23 protein-coding genes are annotated in these 18,167 nt (G+C 68.1%); 1 reads left to right on the forward strand and 22 read right to left on the reverse strand.

Going from position 1 to position 18,167, the window contains the following annotated elements; translation table 11 throughout:
* Positions 1-11: 11 nt before the first annotated feature.
* The 18 genes from KZ810_RS12985 to KZ810_RS13070 all read right to left on the reverse strand — a co-directional run bounded on the left by KZ810_RS12985 (position 12) and on the right by KZ810_RS13070 (position 14,467).
* Entirely contained in the window at positions 12-956 is a 945-nt protein-coding gene (locus KZ810_RS12985; protein ID WP_219769548.1) for a phage tail tube protein, read from the reverse strand.
* A gap of 24 nt (positions 957-980) precedes the next feature.
* A complete protein-coding gene (locus KZ810_RS12990; RefSeq protein ID WP_219769549.1) occupies positions 981-1,421 on the reverse strand; it encodes a hypothetical protein in 441 nt (146 codons plus the stop codon).
* A gap of 2 nt (positions 1,422-1,423) precedes the next feature.
* Entirely contained in the window at positions 1,424-2,125 is a 702-nt protein-coding gene (locus KZ810_RS12995) for a DUF6441 family protein (protein WP_219769550.1), read from the reverse strand.
* 1 nt (position 2,126) lies between these two features.
* A complete protein-coding gene (locus tag KZ810_RS13000) occupies positions 2,127-2,435 on the reverse strand; it encodes a head-tail joining protein (RefSeq protein WP_219769551.1) in 309 nt (102 codons plus the stop codon).
* Positions 2,436-2,438: 3 nt separating this feature from the next.
* A complete protein-coding gene (locus KZ810_RS13005) occupies positions 2,439-2,759 on the reverse strand; it encodes a hypothetical protein (protein ID WP_219769552.1) in 321 nt (106 codons plus the stop codon).
* 107 nt (positions 2,760-2,866) lie between these two features.
* Positions 2,867-3,907: a major capsid protein gene (locus tag KZ810_RS13010; protein WP_219769553.1), complete on the reverse strand. Its 1,041-nt coding sequence runs from the start codon at positions 3,905-3,907 to the stop codon at positions 2,867-2,869.
* A 107-nt stretch (positions 3,908-4,014) separates the two neighbouring features.
* Positions 4,015-4,692 carry a head decoration protein gene (locus KZ810_RS13015; protein ID WP_219769554.1) on the reverse strand — a complete coding sequence of 226 codons (678 nt, stop codon included), beginning with the start codon at positions 4,690-4,692 and terminating at the stop codon, positions 4,015-4,017.
* Between the two features lie 67 nt (positions 4,693-4,759).
* The gene (locus KZ810_RS13020; protein WP_219769555.1) at positions 4,760-6,238 is read right to left on the reverse strand and encodes a S49 family peptidase; all 1,479 of its coding nucleotides are present in this window, start codon (positions 6,236-6,238) and stop codon (positions 4,760-4,762) included.
* On the reverse strand, positions 6,235-7,932 hold the full coding sequence (locus KZ810_RS13025) for a phage portal protein (RefSeq protein WP_219769556.1): 1,698 nt from the start codon (positions 7,930-7,932) through the stop codon (positions 6,235-6,237). Before KZ810_RS13025 ends, KZ810_RS13020 begins: the two co-directional genes overlap by 4 nt.
* Position 7,933: 1 nt before the next feature.
* Positions 7,934-8,182 carry a DUF6148 family protein gene (locus KZ810_RS13030; protein ID WP_219769557.1) on the reverse strand — a complete coding sequence of 83 codons (249 nt, stop codon included), beginning with the start codon at positions 8,180-8,182 and terminating at the stop codon, positions 7,934-7,936.
* A gap of 9 nt (positions 8,183-8,191) precedes the next feature.
* The gene (locus tag KZ810_RS13035; RefSeq protein WP_219769558.1) at positions 8,192-10,231 is read right to left on the reverse strand and encodes a terminase gpA endonuclease subunit; all 2,040 of its coding nucleotides are present in this window, start codon (positions 10,229-10,231) and stop codon (positions 8,192-8,194) included.
* Positions 10,232-10,373: 142 nt separating this feature from the next.
* Positions 10,374-10,976 carry a hypothetical protein gene (locus KZ810_RS13040; RefSeq protein ID WP_219769559.1) on the reverse strand — a complete coding sequence of 201 codons (603 nt, stop codon included), beginning with the start codon at positions 10,974-10,976 and terminating at the stop codon, positions 10,374-10,376.
* Between the two features lie 248 nt (positions 10,977-11,224).
* Positions 11,225-11,437: a hypothetical protein gene (locus KZ810_RS13045; RefSeq protein WP_219769560.1), complete on the reverse strand. Its 213-nt coding sequence runs from the start codon at positions 11,435-11,437 to the stop codon at positions 11,225-11,227.
* Between the two features lie 109 nt (positions 11,438-11,546).
* Entirely contained in the window at positions 11,547-12,107 is a 561-nt protein-coding gene (locus tag KZ810_RS13050; protein ID WP_219769561.1) for a transcription termination/antitermination protein NusG, read from the reverse strand.
* A 90-nt stretch (positions 12,108-12,197) separates the two neighbouring features.
* Positions 12,198-12,593, reverse strand: coding sequence for a LexA family protein (locus KZ810_RS13055; protein WP_219769562.1), 396 nt, complete (start codon positions 12,591-12,593; stop codon positions 12,198-12,200).
* Positions 12,590-13,159: a hypothetical protein gene (locus tag KZ810_RS13060; RefSeq protein WP_219769563.1), complete on the reverse strand. Its 570-nt coding sequence runs from the start codon at positions 13,157-13,159 to the stop codon at positions 12,590-12,592. The genes KZ810_RS13055 and KZ810_RS13060 overlap by 4 nt, the downstream gene beginning before the upstream one ends.
* Positions 13,125-14,066 (reverse strand): DUF1376 domain-containing protein, encoded by a 942-nt coding sequence (locus tag KZ810_RS13065; RefSeq protein WP_219769564.1) that lies wholly within the window; start codon positions 14,064-14,066, stop codon positions 13,125-13,127. Before KZ810_RS13065 ends, KZ810_RS13060 begins: the two co-directional genes overlap by 35 nt.
* Positions 14,063-14,467, reverse strand: coding sequence for a RusA family crossover junction endodeoxyribonuclease (locus KZ810_RS13070; protein WP_219769565.1), 405 nt, complete (start codon positions 14,465-14,467; stop codon positions 14,063-14,065). The genes KZ810_RS13065 and KZ810_RS13070 overlap by 4 nt, the downstream gene beginning before the upstream one ends.
* Before the next feature lie 107 nt (positions 14,468-14,574).
* Here KZ810_RS13070 and KZ810_RS13075 point away from each other — a divergent pair, with 107 nt between their 5' ends.
* Positions 14,575-14,787, forward strand: coding sequence for a hypothetical protein (locus tag KZ810_RS13075; protein WP_219769566.1), 213 nt, complete (start codon positions 14,575-14,577; stop codon positions 14,785-14,787).
* Positions 14,788-14,807: 20 nt separating this feature from the next.
* On the opposite strand, the gene KZ810_RS13080 is transcribed toward KZ810_RS13075, so the two are convergent.
* Genes KZ810_RS13080 through KZ810_RS13095 form a run of 4 tightly spaced genes read right to left on the reverse strand, consistent with a single transcriptional unit; the run spans position 14,808 to position 18,166 of the window.
* Positions 14,808-15,587, reverse strand: a complete 780-nt coding sequence (locus KZ810_RS13080) for a PRTRC system ThiF family protein (protein ID WP_219769567.1) — start codon at positions 15,585-15,587, stop codon at positions 14,808-14,810.
* Positions 15,577-16,233, reverse strand: a complete 657-nt coding sequence (locus KZ810_RS13085; protein ID WP_219769568.1) for a PRTRC system protein A — start codon at positions 16,231-16,233, stop codon at positions 15,577-15,579. The genes KZ810_RS13080 and KZ810_RS13085 overlap by 11 nt, the downstream gene beginning before the upstream one ends.
* Positions 16,230-17,036, reverse strand: coding sequence for a PRTRC system protein B (locus KZ810_RS13090; RefSeq protein WP_219769569.1), 807 nt, complete (start codon positions 17,034-17,036; stop codon positions 16,230-16,232). The genes KZ810_RS13085 and KZ810_RS13090 overlap by 4 nt, the downstream gene beginning before the upstream one ends.
* Positions 17,033-18,166 (reverse strand): hypothetical protein, encoded by a 1,134-nt coding sequence (locus tag KZ810_RS13095; RefSeq protein WP_258044892.1) that lies wholly within the window; start codon positions 18,164-18,166, stop codon positions 17,033-17,035. The genes KZ810_RS13090 and KZ810_RS13095 overlap by 4 nt, the downstream gene beginning before the upstream one ends.
* Position 18,167: the final 1 nt, after the last annotated feature.

The raw sequence follows: 18,167 nt of genomic DNA on the forward strand, positions 1-18,167 counted from the left end.
TTGCTCCGGGATCAGACGTAGCTGGCGACGTCGTTCGTCAGCGCGACGGTGAGCTGCGCGGCGACCGCACCCGAGGCCTGCCAGTTGAAGGCGGCCATGATGCCCTTCGGCCCGGTGATCGTCCGCTTCGGCTTCGGCAGGAAGACGCGCGGCAGCGTGAAGATCAGGCTGTAGCCACCGTCCATTGCCCACCCGAACTTCAACTTTACCGGCACCTTGCCGCGCGCCTTGTCGTACAGCGCCCGATCGGTGAACCGCGTGTTGATGGTGCCGCTCGCGCGGGCGACGCCGGGATCGACGCCGCCGATGCGGCCGTCCGCGCGGATCACCTCGACCTTGTCGAGATTGTTCGAGTAGCCGATGTCGGCCGACACGATGCTGGCCGCGACCACGTCGTCGATCTCGATCGAGCCGGTCGCCTGCGCGAAGCGCGGCCCCTGCAACGCGGTCAGCACGCCGGCGGCCGACACCGCGGCCGGGTTCGTCTCGCCCTGCGCGATCATCGAGAGCGCGGCGTTCAGCATGCCCGACCGCGCCATCGCGATCTTCAGCTGGTTCACCACCGCGCCGTAGTGCGCCGAATAGATCGGCATGTCGGGGTTGCCGAACTCGATGCTGGTCGACGGTACCAGCGGAGCGCCCGACGAGAAGGTGTGCGTGTACTTGCCCGCGACCGGCCCGGCGGTGACCGGCGCGCCGAAGGTCTGGCGCAGCCAGAAGCCGATTGCGCGCAGGTCGACCGGCACGGTGATGTCGCCGTCGTTAGTGATGACGTCGTAGGTCGGGTCCAGCCCTTCGCGGCCGAAACCCAGCTGGTCGTCTTCGAGCAGGGGCTGCTCTTCGCCGAGGCCATGGCTGACGAAGGGCAGCTTGAAGAAGCCGGCGGCGGGCGTCTGGCCGTAGGTGGTTTCCACCGCGGCGGCCATGACGGCGTTGATACCAAGCGGACGAGCCATAATGGTGCTCCTGAGGGTGAAAGGTCAGCCCAGCGGGCTGGTGGTCGAGTAGGAAGCGACGATGCCGAAATCGCACCACGCGATCGGCGCCGCGCCACGCTCGTCGACTTCGCCGTCGGTGGGCGCCGTCGCGTCGAGCCAGACGCACAGGCCGCCGAGGTAGGGGTCGGCCGAGATCTCGATGCCGACCTTCATCGCCATCTCGGCGAGCACCTCTTGCGCGGAGCGGTTTGGCTCATCGCGGGCGGCAAGCTCGACCGGGAACGTCCGCTCCCACCAATAGGTCGGCGGCGACAGATCGACCTCCGGTTCGCCCGCGTCGCCCGATCGGACGATCGCCTGCCCGAGTTCGCCGATGCTGGTCGGCTTCGCCTCGCCAAGGTCCATGCCGATCACCTTCGCGACCGGCAGCGCGCGCTTGACCAGCGCCTTCACCGCGGCAGCGACTTCCTGGTGCTTCGACATGGCTATCTCCAGCGGGCGTCCAGGTTGGCGGGGAAGCGCGCCTCCGCGAGCGCGGCGGGCTCGGCGAGGTCGATCGACTTCGGCTTGCGCACGTGCGGCACGAGCGTGAACATGATGACCGCCTGCACCGGGCGCGGATTGCGCGTGCGGCCGGCGCGCTCCCGCTCGGTGGCGTTGCGCCAGCGCCCCGTCGCCTTGCGGATCACGAGACCCTTCAGCACCAGATAGGCGACGCCGCGGTGGCGCGCGCTTGGCGTGCGGAAGCCCTTGTCGTTCGGGCTGATGAATTGCAGCCGACGGCCGAATTTGCGCTCGACCTCGTCGGGGGTCAGCGCATCGCCCTGCCGCTTGCGCGGGCAGTCGTCGGTCGGCACCGCCAGCCAGCGCTTGCCCGCCCGCGGCACGATCATAGCGCCGGCGGCGTAGCTTTCGATGATGGCAGCCGCGCCGCGACCGTCTTTCGATGGCTGCGCATAGACCCAGCCGGCAGGTTCGAGCGCGTTGCGGCTGAGCGGATAGGTAATGCCGCGGATGGCGTTCGGCAGGCGCTCGCCGAGGCCAGCTTTGCGCACCTGCGCGCGAAATGCGTCCTTCACCTCGTCGGTGGTGTCGCGCATCGCCGCGGTCAGATACCCGGCGACCTCGCTCTCGAGCCCGGCTCCGATCTCGTCGGCGCGCGCGCGGCTCAGCCGCGGACGAAGCATGTCAGGCGGGGTCCAGCTCGCACGACCAGATCGCCCCATCGGAGCTCAACCGCGGCACGCCAACAACGACGAAGCGCTCGCCGCTTCGCACGATCGTCAGGGCTGCACCGACCGGATCAGGAAGCGACGCGACCGGGATCGACAGCAGATTGGTTTCGACGACCGCCTTCCCTGCCCCGAGATCAACCTCGTCGCTCGGGCGGTGCCAGATACCGACGATCTCGCCGACGACACCATCGACCTTCAACGCCTCGCCGAACTCGTCGGCGGCGAAGAAGACGTGCATGTCGGCGGCGAAATCGAGTGCCACTGGTCAGGCCTGCGGCGCGGACATCGCGTCGTCGGTCGCCGCCATGGCGTAGACCTCGACAATCTTGACGTGGCCACCGTCGATCAGGTCGAACACATCATCTTCGTCGAGCCCGGCCTGCTCCGCGATCTCGCGCGTGATGACGGTACCGGCCGGGATGACGTCCTCGGGCGAGACGTGAATCTCGGAGATCGCCTGCGGCATCTCGGTCGTGGTTGGCTTCGCCAAGGTGGCGCCGAGGATGTTCTTGGTCACCGCCGCGGCGGTCGCGGCGAGGCTCGCCTTCTTGGACGAGCGGCGGCTGGTCGGGGTGGTTTGGGTCATGTCGGTCTCCTGGGTTCATCGAAACCGTGGGTCAGGACCTGCGCGGCTTCGAGGAACCGGGCCGGCGATGCTGCCGGCCCAGTCTCATCAGGTGCGGATCGTCGCGATCAGCGGACGGTGACGCACATGGTCGCCGCGGCCCGCTTCGGGATCAGCAGGCGCGACGTCTGCGTCTGAACCCACTCGGCCGCCGGGTTCTCGTCGATCCAATTCTTCGGGAACCACTCGATCGCGACATAGCCCGCGCGCGGATCGAGGATCGCACCGTAGGTCGGCGTGCCCTCGTAGGCCGCGGGCGCGCCGAGGATGACGGTGTAGGCCGGCAGCAGCCACTTCTTCGAGCCGTCGGCATCCTCGTAGAAGTCATTGTAGACGTAGAGCTCGACGGTGCCGATCCGACCCTTGAAGATCGGCGATCCGGGCGCGCCGGGCGTGAAGCCCAGCTCCACCGCGCTACGCGTCTGGCCGAGGGTGGTGTCGATCTTCGACTTGAAGTCGGGATCCTTCGCGAACAGCGCCCAGGCGCCCTTTTCGAAGATGACGTGGCTGTAAGCCGCGCCGACCTCCGCCGATCCCTCATCGAGCCATGCTTCGACGTTGCCGACGGGAGACACGCCGTCCTCACCCCAACGCGCGGTCAGCGTCAGCGCCTTGGTGAGGTTGGCGGGCCGGTCGAAGTCGACCACCGACGTCGGATAGTCGTCACCGGTCATCGTGACGCGGCCGGTGCGGATGGTCTCGGCGGCCATGACTTCGTCGCGCCGCTCGATCTTCTCCTTATGCGCGAGCATGTACTCAAGCATGAGCAGATCGCGGCGGTCGGACATGCTCAACTCGCCGCCGAGCGCCTCGCCGGGCCGCCGCTTCTGAAGCTTGGACGGGTCCACGCGGTCGGTCGGCTTCTGGTAGCCGGGCACGAAGCTTTCGGTCTGGTAGCCGCGATCCTGGCTCGGCTTGCCCGGCGAGTACGGGCTGACGAACGGCGACAGGCGGCGGTCTTCGAAGACACGATCCCACTTGATGTCGGGCGTGTCGAAAAGGATCGGCGCGGCGGAGAAGAACAGGGACCGCAGGAAGTTGCCGCGGACGCTGAGCGGCTGGATGATGCCGTACAGCTCGGTCGTGTCGTAGAGGGTGAAGTCGGCCATGGGGCTCTCCGGGTGATGAGGTGCGACAAGGGCGGCCCGATCGCTCGATCGGACCGCCCTCGGGACGGAGCTGGCCCGGCGTCGCTGCCCGGGTCAGGCGGGGTGGATCAGCCGAGCGTGATGTTGCGTCGGCGCAGGCTCTCGCGGGCGGTGTCGGCGGTGATCCCCGCGCCGAACACGAGCTGCTCGCGCACGAAATCGCCGCTTTCGTAGGCGATCGCCTCGACATCGCCGGCACTGGCGTCGACGTCATAGGCGAGCACCAGGCTCGGCTCCTGGCTACCATCGACCGAGGCCGCCGCGGCAAGTTTCGCGCGATCGAGGCCTGCCACCTTCGGGGCAAGGCCAACCGTCACGTCGAAGCCATCACCGACGGCGAAATCGGTAGCGCCATCGGTGATGGTGCCGCGAATGTGTTCGCCAACGACGGCGGTGCCGCCGGCGCCGCCTGCGATCGCGACGTCGCCGAGGACGATGCCGTCGGGGTCTTCCAGTCGGAAGGTGCCGCCGTTCGCGGCCGCGGCGATGCAACGCAGCGTGTAGATGCCCGGCTTCGTGCGCGGGCCGAGCGGCGCGGACTCGTTCAGTGCGAAAGTGCCGTTGCCGACGTTGCCGGGCTTTGCGGCGGCCGCCGCGGTGCCGAGCGTCACGATGCCGAGCACCGATGCGGCGACGAACAGCGCGCCGGACAGCACCACCTTGCGGGTGCGCAGCGTGGCGGAGGATCGGATGAAGGTCTTGGGGGCGGTGAAGGTGCTCACCGAGCGCGAGGCGCGTTCGTACATGGATCAGTCCCTTGTTCAGGAGGGTGGCACGGTCGGACGGCCGCGCCGGTTTCGGGGCGAGTGGGCGTCAGCCCTTGGCGGGCGCGAGGTGGGCGACGGCCTTGTGACCCAGCGCCGCGGCGCGAGCGACGATCGCAGCGCCGCGCGCCTGTCCGGTGGGTGCTTTCACGCCGCTCTTGGCGTCAGGCTTGCCGCCAGCGGGCAACTGATCGGGCTGGACGGAGCCGGCGCGCAACTGCTCCATGCTTCCGCCGCGACCCTTGGCCGCCTGCGCGAGGCCGATCGCGAAGTCGCCGGCGGCCTGCCCGCTCTCGATCGCGGTGGTCAGCGAGGCGGACACCGTCGTTTCAGGGCAGAGGTCGACCAGCGCCATGATACGACCGCGTTCGTCTTCGGCTGAGGCGTCCGCCACCGGGGCGGCGTCCACGGCGGTGACGACCAAGCCGTCCGCCGCGCCCGCGGCGACGAGGGCAGTCTGGATCTCGGCGGCATGCGCTGTCGAGCCGACGATGGTGAGGGCCGAGATGCCCGCGAGGATGGTCATGCTAGGGTTCTCCTGGGAGGCGCGCGCGGCGGTCTTGGCCTTGCGCGGGGTAGATGCCGGGGCGGCCCGGCCGTTCACGGTCGCGACGAACTCGTTCAGGCTGTCCGCCCAGCCCATGACCTTGTCCGCGAGGCCGGCGTTCACGGCTTCCTGACCACGGTAGACGCGAGCCTCGGTCGCGCGGACGGCGTCGGCGGACATGCCGCGCGCGGTCGCAACGTGATCGACGAAGCGACCGTAGGCGTGGTCAATGTCCGTCTGGATCGATGCGCGAACAGCATCTGGCAGCGCTTCGAACGGGTTCCCGTCCGCCTTGTGCGCGCCGGCATGGATCAACGTCACCTTCACGCCGGCCTGCTCAAGCTGGCCCGAAAAGTCCGCGTGCATCGTGATGACGCCGATCGAGCCGGCGTAGCCGAGGTCCTGGACGGTAATTTCGTCGCAGCAGCTGGCAATTGCGTAGGCGGCCGACGCGCCGACACCGCGGATGATCGCCCGGCTCGGCTTGTTGCCGCGGTCGGCCATCATGCGGGCGCACAGCTCCATGAGGTCGGTGACCTCGCCGCCGGGAGAGTCGATGTCGGCGACGATCCCGCGGACAGCGGGGTCGCGCTGGGCGAAGCCCCAGGCGGCCGCCACGGCGTCATAGCCGGTGAAGCCCGAGCTGGGGCTGACGCCGCCGCCATTCTCGGCGACGAGTTCGCCGCGCACGTTGATGTGTGCGACACCGTCATGAACATCGAGCACATCGGTGGCATTAAGATTGGCATGGCGTTCGTCGGCGCCGCGCCGTGCATCGATCCCGGCGCGCGTTGCCGCCGCTCGCGCTTCCAGCTCGCCGATGTCGAGCTGCTCGCCGCCGGCGTGCATCAGCAGCTGGCTGACGTCGAAGCGCGGACCGACGACACCGAGCACGATTGCGGCGGTCGACGGCAGCACGGCGAGCGGCGTGTTGAACATGCGTCGGGTGATCCCGGCGCGGCTGAACGAGCGAAAGCTCATGCCTTTTCGTCCTTCTTCTCGTCACCATCGGGGGCATCGTCAGCCGCGGCGTCGGCGGGAGCGGCGGCCTTGGCGGCGCCGGCCTGGGCCGGCAGGGGCAGTCCTTCAGCGACGAAGGCGCGGTGCTCGGCACCACGCTTTCGGATGTTCTCGCGGAAGCTGCCGCCGGTCAGCTCGGCGGTGATCTCCTCGCCGGTGCGCCAGCCGTGCGCCTCCTGAACTTCGTAGCCCTTGGCTTCCTGAAGCGCGTTCAGCGTGATCTTGCCGTCACCGCGCCAGCCGACGCCTGCCCAGGCCGCCCGGCGGCGCAGGTCGGAAAAGAACCCCGGCATGTCGTAATCGCCGCGCGCGATCTTCTCGGCGAGCCAGCAGACATACTGCCACACCGCGATATCGCCCTCGAGCCACGCGCGTTCGGCGCGCACCTGCAGGTAGAACACTTCCAGTTCCGCCTTCGACGCGGTGTAGCTGGAGTTGAACATCAGCATGAGCACGCCGGCGGGCACGCCGATCGCGGCGCCGATCTGGCGGACGATCGCCTGAAAGAACGGATCGAAGGCGGAGTTCGGCCGTCCGGGCGACTTGATGTCGACCTCGGCGTCGCTGTCGATCTCCATGACCGAGCCCGCCTCGAACCGGTACTCGTTGGGAGCCTCGGGCGGCATCATGCCACCACCGCCCTCGCCCCCGCCTTCGACCGCGTCTTCGTCGCCGAAGTCGGGCATCGGCATGGGCGACGCGCCCTTCGACTTGTAGACGACGGCGATCATCGCTGACATCACCGTGGCGTAGAGCTCGGCGTCACTCGCGTCCGAGACCATCTTGAGCGGCTCGATAACCGTGGCGAGCATCCCGACGCCGCGCACCTGTTCGGGACGCTCACGCTTGAAGACGTGAACGACGCGCGGCAACTGCAGCACCCGATCCCATGCCTCGATCCGCTCGGGCACCAGCATCGCGCCGGGGCGCAGCACGAGGTCGCCCGGGTGCTGTTTGAGCACGTGGTAGGCGACGGGTGCGCCGAAAGCGTCGACCTCGACACCGCCCGCGATCATATGTCCGGTCGCCGGATCGATCGCACCGTCGGCGACGGTCGGCGGATTACGCAGCCGGTCGGCTTCGATCAGCTTCCACGCCGTCGCGGTGACGCGCCCGGGCTGATCATCGGGCATGACCCGCATGGCGAGGATGTCACCCGACGTGATCGCGCCACGGTAGGACACCGCCTGAAGCCCATAGCCTGTAGACTTGCGTTCGGCGTCGGCATCCTTCGACGCCATGTAGCCGTCATAGTCGGCCGCGATCCGACGGTGCCACTCTTCGACCTGCGCCGGGGTCAGGCCGAGCGCCTCGCCATCAATCGCCGGTAGCGCCATCAACCCGGAGCCGACGACTGCGGTCACCATCCGGTTGATAGCGGCCGTCGCGATCGGCGCGTTCATCACGGCATCGCGCTGCTCGGCGCGCAGGCGCTCCGATCCGGGCAGCATGTCCGCGTTCGCGGAGCGCGCCCGCGCAAACCAGCCGCGCCGCTTGCCGCGTTCGCCGCGCCCGCCGCGGTACCCGCCGCTGCCGCCGAACAAGCTGGTGCTGGCGCTCATACGCGTGCGATCGGCGAGCCGATCGGCTCCAACCTTCGGCGCAAAATAGCCGATCGCGCGATCGAGCAGGGTCGGCCGGACCTCGATCTTCACGTCAGCGCATCCGGTACCGGCCGCCGCGGACCCGCCCGACGGCGCGCGGCGTCGGCAGGATGCGCTGCACCGGATTGAGCTTGTCGACCCAGCCGGACCAGTATTCGATGCCCGAACGAATGGCTTCGAGGTCGGCGCGCGTCATCTCGCGCCCGTCGATCTTGTACGCCTGGCTGGCGAGCACGGCCTTCTCGGCCGCCATGTACTCCTGAAACCGCGCGTCGGCGACCTCGAGCGTGATGCCTGCCATAAGGGCTCCTCAGCGGGATCGGACGATACGGACCCCCCGGCGCGACCCGTTTGGGGCAGGTCGGGCGGGTGTGCCCTGCCGGCTCACCTTCGGCCCAGCTGGGCGCGGCGGGGGCGGAGCAGGATCGTCATCGGTGGGCGGCGGCAGCGCGATCGTTGGCGCTGCGACCCGGGGCGGACGCGCCCAGCTGGGCACGGCGGAGAGGTTGGGGTCGCGCCCCACCATCTTCATGATCACGACCAATGCGTAGACGAGAAGGTCCCAGGTCTCGTTGCGGACGCCTTCCGGCTTCTCCCAACGGCCTTCGATCTCTTCCTCTGCGCGAAGCTCGGCAACATACGGGTTGACCAGTCGACCAAGCGGCAAGTCCGCGAACTCGCGCGGCAGGTCGATGAACGCCGGTCCGGCCGCCGCGCGGCGGATGCGGTAATCGGCAATCGATTTGAAACGGTTGACGTTCGGCACGACGAGCTCGCACTCGGGCGCCCCTTCCATCTGCCGCTTGGCATCGACCGTCGGCCGCGGCAGCAGGACGCCGTTCGGGCGATTGCCGCCCTTGAGCAGCATGATCGCGCTCGCCGGCAGCGCTGGGCGGCGTTCGGCCAAGCTGCCGGTGACCATATCGTGCCACCACGCATAGGCATTGTCGGTGGCGTCCTCGGCGCCGCCCGTATCGACCCCGGTACAGAGCACCCGCATGCTGAGCGACGGATCGCGCGCCAGCGGATAGCGCTTCGCGAGCACCTTCTTGTGCAGGACCTTCCAGTGCTCGCGCTTGCGGAACGGCTCCACCTTCGTGATGCCGTCATCGAGCGTCGTGATGTCGAAGCGATCAATGATCCAAGCGCGATTGTTCAGGCCGTGGCCGACCGCCATGACAGAGAAACGATCAGCGCCGAGGTCGACCGTGTGCGTGATGGCGATGACGCCGTCAGGCACGGTCCCCATCCGGTAGGTCGATGCCCGCGCGCGCTCCATCAGCGCGTCTTCGGTCACCGGCGCGTCGCCGCGTCCGCGACCGGGATCGTTGCGGCCGACCTTTGTCTGCCAGAACGACTTGATCGGCCCCTCATCCTGGTGCTCCTCGAACCGGAGTTCGGCCGAGCGATATTGCCGCGCGAGCGATGACCAAGGCGCGAGCCCGAACACGCCGTCCCAGTAGTAGGAGTCGACGGTGTTGACCTCGATCTTGCCGACCTTGCCCGAGTTCGTCCCGGTCGACCACGACACCGCCGTCTCGCCCTTGCCGACCCAGCGGCCGGTCGCCATCAGCGCCGGCTTGTCGGCCTGGACGTGCGCCCCGCCGCAACCTTCGTGCGGACACACCATGACGACGCTCTCGGCAGCCTCGACCGGCGTGCCGTCCTGGCGGAAGCTGAGGCGCTCCCATGCCATCTCGAACGGCTCGGCGCACATGAGGCAGTCGACGTACCAGCGATTGCCGGTGCCGGACGCGACCAAGGCCTCGATGCCCCGCTTGGGTCCCTTCTTCGGGCTGGAGTTGACGTACAGTTTCCAGCCGTACCCTTGGAAGCTCGTGGTGCGGCCTTCGAACAGCGAAACCGCGTCGCCCTGCCCGCCGATGTCGTCGTCGAAGTCGTCGAGATCGTCGATACGCCCGCGGGAGAACGGTCGTGCGCGGAAGTTCGAGCCGGTGGGCCACAGGAAGTGCCAATCGCAGCCGCGAAACTGCTTGAGGTGAATGTTATCAGCAGACGAACCGGTAAGCTGGCGCGCCTTCACGTCCGGGCACTCGTCGAGCAGCTTGTCGATCTGCGTCGTGACGTAGCTGTGGATCAGATTCTTGTCACAGAGCCAGAAGCCAATGTCCGCCGGGTCGTACATGACCGAGTGGACCTGCCAGTTGTTGCCGATCTCCGACTTGCCCATCTGAGACGGGCCCATGATTGCGAGGACGCTGTACGAGCATGTCATCGCGAGGTTGTTGGTCGGCTGCACCAAGTGCTGCATCGGCTCGGGGCTGTCGCGCCACGGCCCGCTGTAGGCACCCGGGTTGCGCAGGAAGCGATGCCGGTTCGCCGCCTCCATCGGCGTCACCTTCTCGGGGAAGGCGACCTCGGCGAATGCTTTCACGATCGCGGTGCCCGCGTCGGCGAAGCGCGGCGGCTCGCGCCGCGCCTCCATGAGGCGGGCGAGCGCACCAAGGCGCGGAGCCGACGGTTGCTCGACGTCAGGCGTCGGCGAGGGCGACATCGACGTCCAGCTTGGCGACGAACGCCGCCAGCCGTTCAGCGATCTTCGCCTCGATCGCCAGTTCCAACTCCTTCTCGAAGCCGTGCTCGCGGCGCAGCTCCGGCGCCACACGCAGCAGCTGGCGGCGAAGCTCGATCACCGCGTTCGCGATCTCATCCTGGATCGTCGCGACGCGCGCTAATTCACCGATCAGCTCGCGGTACCGAAGCTCGACCATGCCGGCCTGGAACTCCGCGGACCGCTCGGCTCCCGTCATTCGGAAGCCTTCGTCGTCGCCGCCGTCGCCCATTGCCATGAGACGCCATTCGGCCAGCTGAGACCGGCGGGCATCGTCCTCGGCGTCGCCGACGCTCGACCTGCTCTTCCACCATGCGACCGCACCCGGAGCAGCGATCTTGTAACCGACGCCGCGACGCCCGCGCTCGATCATCCAGTCGGCATCGGCGGGTGCGTCGACGAGATGCTTGCGCATCGTTTCCGGCGTGACGCTGCAGATCGACGCGAACTCGTCGAGGCTGACGATCAGCGGACCCTTGGCGGCCTTTTTCGGCGCGCGGCGGCCGGTCGCGGGTTGAGCCATGCGTCCTCCCGCCGATCAGCGGCTCGGCCGAATAATCCAAAACACGAATAATAAGGCGTAGTCCCCCGCGAAAACGGGAAACGCACACGCGTCGCGCCCTAGCCCCCCACATTCGCGCCCGGCATCAGGGGGGACCCAACGGGGGGCCTAGGCCCCCATGCACCAGCGCGCGGCGGTGTCGAGCAGCAGCCCGACCGCGGCTGCGACCACGGCACCGAAGCCGATGCAGCTGGCGACATGGTAGCGCATCAGCCGCGGAACGCCCGACGTACCGAACCAGCGATGTCATTGAGGTGCGATGCGGCGGCCTCACCGGCGGCGATCAGGCGGTCGGCGCGCTCGATCGTGCGTGATGGCTGATCCGCCTGCCCGGCCAGCTCGACCAAGTCCGACGCGACCTGATGCGCTTCATCGGCGAGGTCACGCAGGCGCGTGCCCTTGGCTTGTGCGTTATTGGCCATGTGGCCCTCGCTGTGTTCGGGAATACCGTTGGACTTCGCCCCGCGACATGCGCGGGTACGTTGTGGTGCGAGGGCAGTAAGATCCCGAAGGATCAGCCGGTCACGCTCGCTAGGCTGCTAAGGCAGCGGGTGCCTGCTTGCGAGCAGGCGTTAGAACCGGAGCCTCTAGACCAATCTCGGAAAGATTGGAAGTGGCGATCTCTACGCGGCCCAACATGCCGCCGAAGTTGAGGAAGGTGCGGCGGCCGTCGCTGCTCACGACAACGCCCGACATGCTGGTGAACGGGCCATCCGTCATCTTCACCTCCGCACCGACGTCGAGCGGCTGCGCGCGATCCTTGCGGATGCTACCCGCCTTCCGCTGCTCGACCTCCTGCGACACACGCAGGCCCGCCAGATCGCTATCCCTGATCTGCACCACCTCGCCGCGATGCTGCAGCAGGGAGAAGTCCGGATGCGGCGACAGCGGATCTCGACGGATCGCGCGCAGCTCCTCGATATGAACGGCGCGCGCGAAGGCAAACGTGGGCGCGATCGGGTGCGGAACGGTGCCCTCGGCCTTCTTCTTCGATCGCGGCGCGCGGCGCTGGCGCTCCACCACCGGCGTCCAGATCTCTATGCCGGCATCACGCAACGAGGTCACCACCTTCAGGGTGCGCGGTGCGGCCATGCGTAGCACGCACCAGCGCGATGACCTCAGCGACCCTTCATGGCTTTCTCCCGTCATTCATTGCTCCCGGCGCAGCCGGGGCGGCAGCGCTCACTCTATGTGCTGCAGCTTATCCACGAGCGGCAGTTCCCAATTTGGCACCACCGGATCGACCGGAAACGACGTGGTGAGATTGGGTACCGCCGACTTGATCACGGTCCAGCCGCGACCGTGGCAGCCGTTCTCGAGGTCGAGGTCGCTTAGGTTGGCGGCGAGGTCGACCAGCGTGATTGGTTCGGCCGCGCGGCGGTCATAGACCAAGTAGCCGGCCTCCTGCAGCCGCTTGAGATAGCGTGCGACGTGCTGCCGCCGTACAAGCGCGCGCCGCGCGATCTCGCCCAGCGTCGGTGATCGCCCATGCTCGCGACGATACGCCCTGACCGCGCTCAGCACACGGTCAGTGGCGCTCGTGGTGAAGGGAACAGGGATGCTGTTCGGTTCGATCACGCGGCCTCGCCGACCGGCGGCTCTTGATAGGTGCTGCCATCTTCAGCGAAGCGCGTCTCGAGGCCGTGCCGACGCATCCAGTCGTTCACGAACGCCACCTTTTCGGGACGCGGCGGCGCAGGGCTCGGGGCGGGTGCACCGAGCAACGGCGCGGGCGGGTTCAACGCGCGGTCAATCGCGTCGCGGTGCCGACGCATGGCAACGAGGCGTTCCTCCCGCTCGGTGATCAGCTGGGCCGCGATCTCGCGCACCGTTACCTCGATCTCACCAATGAAGCGAAAGGGCCGATGGATTGCCCGTTTGGCGGCGGTCAGCGAGATCATGGCAGGCAGGTCCGACAGCGCATCTGCGAGAGCTTCGCGCCATTCCATCGTGTCGGCCGCGCGCGCGGTCGGCAGCACCTTTACCGCAAGGCGGCGCAGGCGCTCATCGATCGCGGCTCGCCACTCGCCTCGCCCTTTCTCGTCCGACGGTACAGGGCGCAGCTCATGGGTGCATTTGGCGATGGCGGCCTCGATGCAAGCCGGGGCGTCAGCGCCCAACTGCTCGGCGATTGTCGTCGTCATCGAGGGATGCAGGCTCAATGCCCTCCATGCCAGGTCGTGCTGCCCAGCCGCCGCCATCTGCGTCACGTCGTTTGCCATTGCGGAGAACCCCCTCGATGAATGATGTCGGATCGATTGCGCCTTCGCGCTGCGCCTTGCCGAGCGCGACGATCACGGCAGGCGCACCGTGATCGCGCTTCCATTTGCCAAGCATCGGCCGGGCTCGTGCGACCGGGATGCCCGCCGCTCCGAGCAGCCGTATGCCTTCGTCGAACATGACCTTCTCGGGATCGGCAGGCGGAAGGACCTCGACCGGCGGCGTCGCGGCAGCGGCGGCCGAAGCGTCAGCTTCGGAACTAAGGTCTCCCTGTCCCTGTCCCTGTCTCTGTCCCTCTCCCTGTCTCTTGGAGGCGTTGTCCCTAGGGACGGCATCGTCCGTCCCTAGGGACACGAACGGGACGGACGCGGGATGATGCAGGGACAACCACTCGCCGAATGTCGGACGGGCCTCGCGGTCTTTTGGCGCAATGCCTGCCCGGTCGTCGCGCTTCTTCAGCGTGGCGCACTCGCTGCGATGACGCTGGCGGAGCTTGCTCCCCCATGCCGACGTCACCTGCTCGGCGATCACCGGATGGTAAAGCCGGCCATCGTCGCACGCAACGAACCCGCGCAGCGCGTCCGCGCGATGCTTGCGGAAGGTGCGCGCGTCACGACCCAGGCCGCATAGCTTCATCAGCACCGTATCGTTATCGGGCAACGACCCCGCGGGCAGCTGGTGCCACGCCGCCGCCCATAGCAGCACCGCGTACCAACAGCCTTCGGGATCGCCCTCGGCGGCAAGGTCGCTGTCGCGCAGCCGTGCGACGTGCAGCGGCATGAAGGGGAAGTCCTGAAGGTCGGCATCAGGTGGTGTTAGGGGCGCGGTCATGCGGCCGTTCTCACGATTGGAGGGCTAGGCTGAGGTTGGTCGGCCGACGCGGCGGCGGCGATGGTGACGACGACCGCGCCGCCGCTGACTGGCGCGCCGCGGGCTAGAGTCAGCTCGGACAGTCCGTCATCGACGGCCACCGCGACGCTGACGGCATCCAAGCCCGACTTGATCGCCGCGAGCATGTTGTCGAGGTCGCGGCGGTTCGCATCGGGCGGGTGAAACGTGATGCTCACCGCCGCCCGTGCCGCTGCCAGCGGACGGAGGCCGGCGGCCTTGCACGCCCAGCCGCAATCGATCTTGTAGCGCTTCGACAGCTTGGCGCGCTTGCCCCAATGCTGCCCGCGCGATCGGTTCGGGTTTAGCTTGGGGGAGGGCCAGGGCAGCGTCACCTGCATCATGCCGCATCCTTCCCAGCTTGCTGCCGTTTCAAGATCAGATGAGGCGATCTCGGTTGGCGAGCACGCGTCTCCGATTGCGACGGGAGAGACAATCCATGCCTGGGCTGTTGAACGAAGCGGCGAAACTTCACCGTATCATGCCGGGTGACTACGAGGGGCCAGCGCGCCCTCCGGTGCATGATGGAACGGTTCGCGAGTGCGCCGTCATGATGCGGGAGCATTACGCGGACCAGCGAACCGACTTTTACGTCGAGCTCGAAAACGGCGCGCGGCTGTCCGGCGACGAACTCGAACGTGTCGCGGTGAACGAGGGCGAATAGGACCTGCGGACCTGAGCCCTTCATGCTTCAGGACCTCCTGGAATCGATGAAGGCGGCAACGGGATCGGCAGCACCTGCCCGCTGGCGAGATTGATGAAGGCGCCGGCGTGGCCGATCGACCCGCGGCCGAGCAGATCGAACAACAGCGCGAGAGCGTGGCTTGCGACCACCCGGTTGACGAACAGCGACTGTCGCTCGAGCGCTTCGGCGACCGAGCACGACGGGGCATCATCCTCGGCGATGCTCTCGTCGGCCAGCTCCGGGAAATACTCGAGAACGGTCGGGAGCCGACCCGGCGTGCCGCCGGCCGACGGGTTCGGGCATCCGATCAGGAACTGACCGTCGGTCGCACGATTGCCGAGGTCCAGCCAATAGCGCGGGCATGATCGGCCTGCGACCATCGCGCCGCCGATCGCTCGCCTAGCCGCCGCGGTGTCGACGCACGTGATCAGCAGGTCGATCGCATCCAGGCCGATGTCGACCGGTGCGCGCCCATGCACCGCGCGCCAGTTGAGGCCATGCGCGATGTTGATCCGCTCGGTGAGCGTCCGCGCCTTCGACGTACCGATGTCGCAGCGGTAAAACGGCTGGCGGCCGAGGTTCGCCTCGCTGACCGTGTCGTCGTCGACCACGGTGACGTGCAGCGACCGTGACGAGATCGCGCGCATCGCCGCGTCGAGGGAGGCGAGTCCCATCAGCATCTGTGCGCCGTTGCCGCCGCACCCGACGAGCAGGACGTTCACGACACGATTGCCGTAGGCGTCGGGCAGGTAGTGCCGGCGAGCAGCATCATGCGGCATGGTGATCTCCTGCGAAGGGGCTGCGCGGCATCGGCAGGAACATGCCGCCGGCGCAGAGACGTGACGCCACGGTCGGGCCGTCGGGATTGTCGAGGTTGCCGAAGACCAGCGCGACCTTGGTGGTGTGCACGTCGTCGGCGTCGTCGGTCGTGCTGAAGAACGCCGGCGCCGCGCCGTGGCTGTGAATGTCGCAGACTAAATGCTGACCGGCCGCGGCGGTCGGCGTGCGATAGACGAGGCGCGACGGCGTCGCGGCGTCGATCGCCGGGAACTCGACCGCGAACGTGCCGGTCGCCTCGTTCCAGATCACGAAGGCGGCCGCCTCGTTCGGCAGCGCCGCGCACAGGTGGTCGAGGATCCCGGCCAGCATGTCACCGGGGATCAGCCCGCACCGCAGCACCGCGCGCGGCTCGCCGACGCTGCCATAGGGCAGATACGCCTTGATCGGCGGCGTGACCGGCACGTCGACGGCGAGCCACGGCCGTCGCAGGATCAGCATTACGCCATCGCAGCCGATCGCGAGACCCTGCCCCGCGCGCGCGTCGCGCAGCGCGTCGATTGCGGGCGAGCGCCCACTAGGCGGCACCGGATAGCAGGGGGCGGCGGCCAGCACCGCGGCGGCCGTCGGATCGTCGGCGAGCGTCATGCGCGGACGCTCCGCTTGATCAGCGCGCCCAAAGTCACCGGCTGGTCGACCTTGCCGCGCCCGACTGAACCGAATGGCTTCAGTCGGCCAGCCGGGAAGCGTGTCGCCTTGCGCACGGCGAGGTCATCCCACAGCTTCACCAGCCCGCCGCGGCCAGTCACGGTTGCCTCCTGACCGGGGTTCGGGTGCGTCGACCAGGATGCGAACACGGCGCGCTCGAACTCGGGGATCGATGCCGCCGTGATCGCCTTCGGCCGTGCGATGTTGCCCCAGCAGAGCTGTCCGTTGATGAAGACGTTCAGCACCGGCGAGTGCAGCACCGGCGTGTCGGCCACCGGCCGCTCGCTTGCCGCGAGGGCATAGACGCCGAGCTCGTTACGTGTCGCGACGAACAGGTGCGCCGGATACGGCAGCGGCAGCACAATGCGGTCGGCGAGCGCCCGCAATCCTTCGGGCGGGTGCGACAGCGCGAAATAGGAGGTGCGCACCTGCGCCGGCACCCACCACGCGAGGACGTCGGCGTGCGAGACGAGCACGTTCTCGGGCAGGATCTCCGGCGCCTTGTTGCGGCCGAGCGCCTCGGTCCACTGCCGCAGGTGCGCGCGCGATAGCGGTGCGCCGGCGACGATCACCGGGCACCCGTCGACCTGTTCGACGGCATGGATGCTCGCGAACGTCAGTCCGTCGGCACGACGCACGCGGTACGGGTCGGAGAGGGATACGCCCTCGCTCTGATATAGGAGGATGGCGTTGGTCAGCGCCATGCCGCCGCCGGTGGGTTCAAACCCCGTCGCGATCGTCATTGTGGGTTCCTCGGGTTGGCAGGATCGAGGCTGATCAGGTGCTGCGCGGCGAGCAGGAACTCGACGCCGACCTTCAGAGAGGCGAACCAGGTGTCGATCGAGGCGGCGTCGACCAGCGGGCACAATCCCGCGACATCGTAGAAGCCCTGCTCCATGCCGAAGCGTGCGACGTCATCGATCTCGCGCGCGAAGTGGTCGAACGGCACGATCGTGAGGGGCGGCAGCGTGCCGCAATCCGCCATGCCGGGAATGTAATCGAACACGTGCTCGGACTCGGCGGCCCAGGCATTGCTGGTGCGGTCCATCGCTTTCAGCGCCGCATGCGTGTCGCGAAGCCGTCTCAGCGCCTTGCGCAGGTCGGCAGGCATGTCCTTGAGCGGAGCAGGCTTGGCCGTCATCCAGTCAGGACGGCGAGCGTACATCTGCGAGGGCAAGGTGAAGTCGTTCTCTTCGAACGCGTCCTCGCCGTGGTAGTCGATCAGGGTGGCGCGCGCTTCCTCGTCGGTGGTCGCACCATCCCAGTTGTAGGCTGACACCTCTTCCATGAGGTCGGCGAAGCCGAACACCGGCAGCGCGGCGTTCAGCGTCTCGCCGATCGCCTTATATGCCGCCGCGCGCCAGCCGACTGGCGCGACGTGCCCGGCTAGGGTGTTCGCCAGCACGTTGGCCTTCACGATCCAGCCGAGATCAATCTCGCCGATGGTGTTACAGACCACCGCGAGAGCGGGTGGCAGATCATCGCCGCCGACCAGCGCGATCACGTTCAGATCGACCACGTCGACAGGCGCCATGATGTCGAGCACCGCGGCGCCGAACACCTTCTCGATCCGCTCGCGCGCGCCCTGCCGGGTATAGCGCCGCGGCTCGGTTTCGCGTTCGGCGACCCAGCGGCCGATCAGCTTGTGATGCGGCGCGAGGGTGGCGTCGAACACCGCCGGCACGTCGGCCGACAGCGCGACCGCCCGCCCCGCCAGATCACCCGAGGGGCGCGAGACGAAGGCCGGGAGGCGGTTGAAGCGCTTCGGGCTGGCCGCGCCCCTCGTGGCCGATCGCGACGAATAGCTGCGCGTGGAGGGCCTGGAGGTCGGCGCTGCAGGCGGGTGCGGTGGTGTCGGTCGTGTCGCCATCATC

It is taken from the genome of Sphingomonas citricola, assembly GCF_019429535.1.
Lineage (GTDB): Bacteria > Pseudomonadota > Alphaproteobacteria > Sphingomonadales > Sphingomonadaceae > Sphingomonas > Sphingomonas citricola.

What these genes read in the sequence shown, in the direction of transcription:
- KZ810_RS12995 (WP_219769550.1), bottom strand. Translation starts at nt 2,125, where the DNA reads ATGCTTCGTCCGCGGCTGAGCCGCGCGCGCGCCGACGAGATCGGAGCC.
- KZ810_RS13020 (WP_219769555.1), bottom strand. Translation starts at nt 6,238, where the DNA reads ATGAGCTTTCGCTCGTTCAGCCGCGCCGGGATCACCCGACGCATGTTC.
- KZ810_RS13065 (WP_219769564.1), bottom strand. Translation starts at nt 14,066, where the DNA reads ATGACCGCGCCCCTAACACCACCTGATGCCGACCTTCAGGACTTCCCC.
- KZ810_RS13045 (WP_219769560.1), bottom strand. Translation starts at nt 11,437, where the DNA reads ATGGCCAATAACGCACAAGCCAAGGGCACGCGCCTGCGTGACCTCGCC.
- KZ810_RS13010 (WP_219769553.1), bottom strand. Translation starts at nt 3,907, where the DNA reads ATGGCCGACTTCACCCTCTACGACACGACCGAGCTGTACGGCATCATC.
- KZ810_RS13080 (WP_219769567.1), bottom strand. Translation starts at nt 15,587, where the DNA reads ATGCCGCATGATGCTGCTCGCCGGCACTACCTGCCCGACGCCTACGGC.
- KZ810_RS12990 (WP_219769549.1), bottom strand. Translation starts at nt 1,421, where the DNA reads ATGTCGAAGCACCAGGAAGTCGCTGCCGCGGTGAAGGCGCTGGTCAAG.
- KZ810_RS13095 (WP_258044892.1), bottom strand. Translation starts at nt 18,166, where the DNA reads ATGATGGCGACACGACCGACACCACCGCACCCGCCTGCAGCGCCGACC.
- KZ810_RS13035 (WP_219769558.1), bottom strand. Translation starts at nt 10,231, where the DNA reads ATGGAGGCGGCGAACCGGCATCGCTTCCTGCGCAACCCGGGTGCCTAC.
- KZ810_RS13060 (WP_219769563.1), bottom strand. Translation starts at nt 13,159, where the DNA reads ATGACGACGACAATCGCCGAGCAGTTGGGCGCTGACGCCCCGGCTTGC.
- KZ810_RS13050 (WP_219769561.1), bottom strand. Translation starts at nt 12,107, where the DNA reads ATGGCCGCACCGCGCACCCTGAAGGTGGTGACCTCGTTGCGTGATGCC.
- KZ810_RS13005 (WP_219769552.1), bottom strand. Translation starts at nt 2,759, where the DNA reads ATGACCCAAACCACCCCGACCAGCCGCCGCTCGTCCAAGAAGGCGAGC.
- KZ810_RS13040 (WP_219769559.1), bottom strand. Translation starts at nt 10,976, where the DNA reads ATGGCTCAACCCGCGACCGGCCGCCGCGCGCCGAAAAAGGCCGCCAAG.
- KZ810_RS13070 (WP_219769565.1), bottom strand. Translation starts at nt 14,467, where the DNA reads ATGATGCAGGTGACGCTGCCCTGGCCCTCCCCCAAGCTAAACCCGAAC.
- KZ810_RS13015 (WP_219769554.1), bottom strand. Translation starts at nt 4,692, where the DNA reads ATGTACGAACGCGCCTCGCGCTCGGTGAGCACCTTCACCGCCCCCAAG.
- KZ810_RS12985 (WP_219769548.1), bottom strand. Translation starts at nt 956, where the DNA reads ATGGCTCGTCCGCTTGGTATCAACGCCGTCATGGCCGCCGCGGTGGAA.
- KZ810_RS13085 (WP_219769568.1), bottom strand. Translation starts at nt 16,233, where the DNA reads ATGACGCTCGCCGACGATCCGACGGCCGCCGCGGTGCTGGCCGCCGCC.
- KZ810_RS13030 (WP_219769557.1), bottom strand. Translation starts at nt 8,182, where the DNA reads ATGGCAGGCATCACGCTCGAGGTCGCCGACGCGCGGTTTCAGGAGTAC.
- KZ810_RS13090 (WP_219769569.1), bottom strand. Translation starts at nt 17,036, where the DNA reads ATGACGATCGCGACGGGGTTTGAACCCACCGGCGGCGGCATGGCGCTG.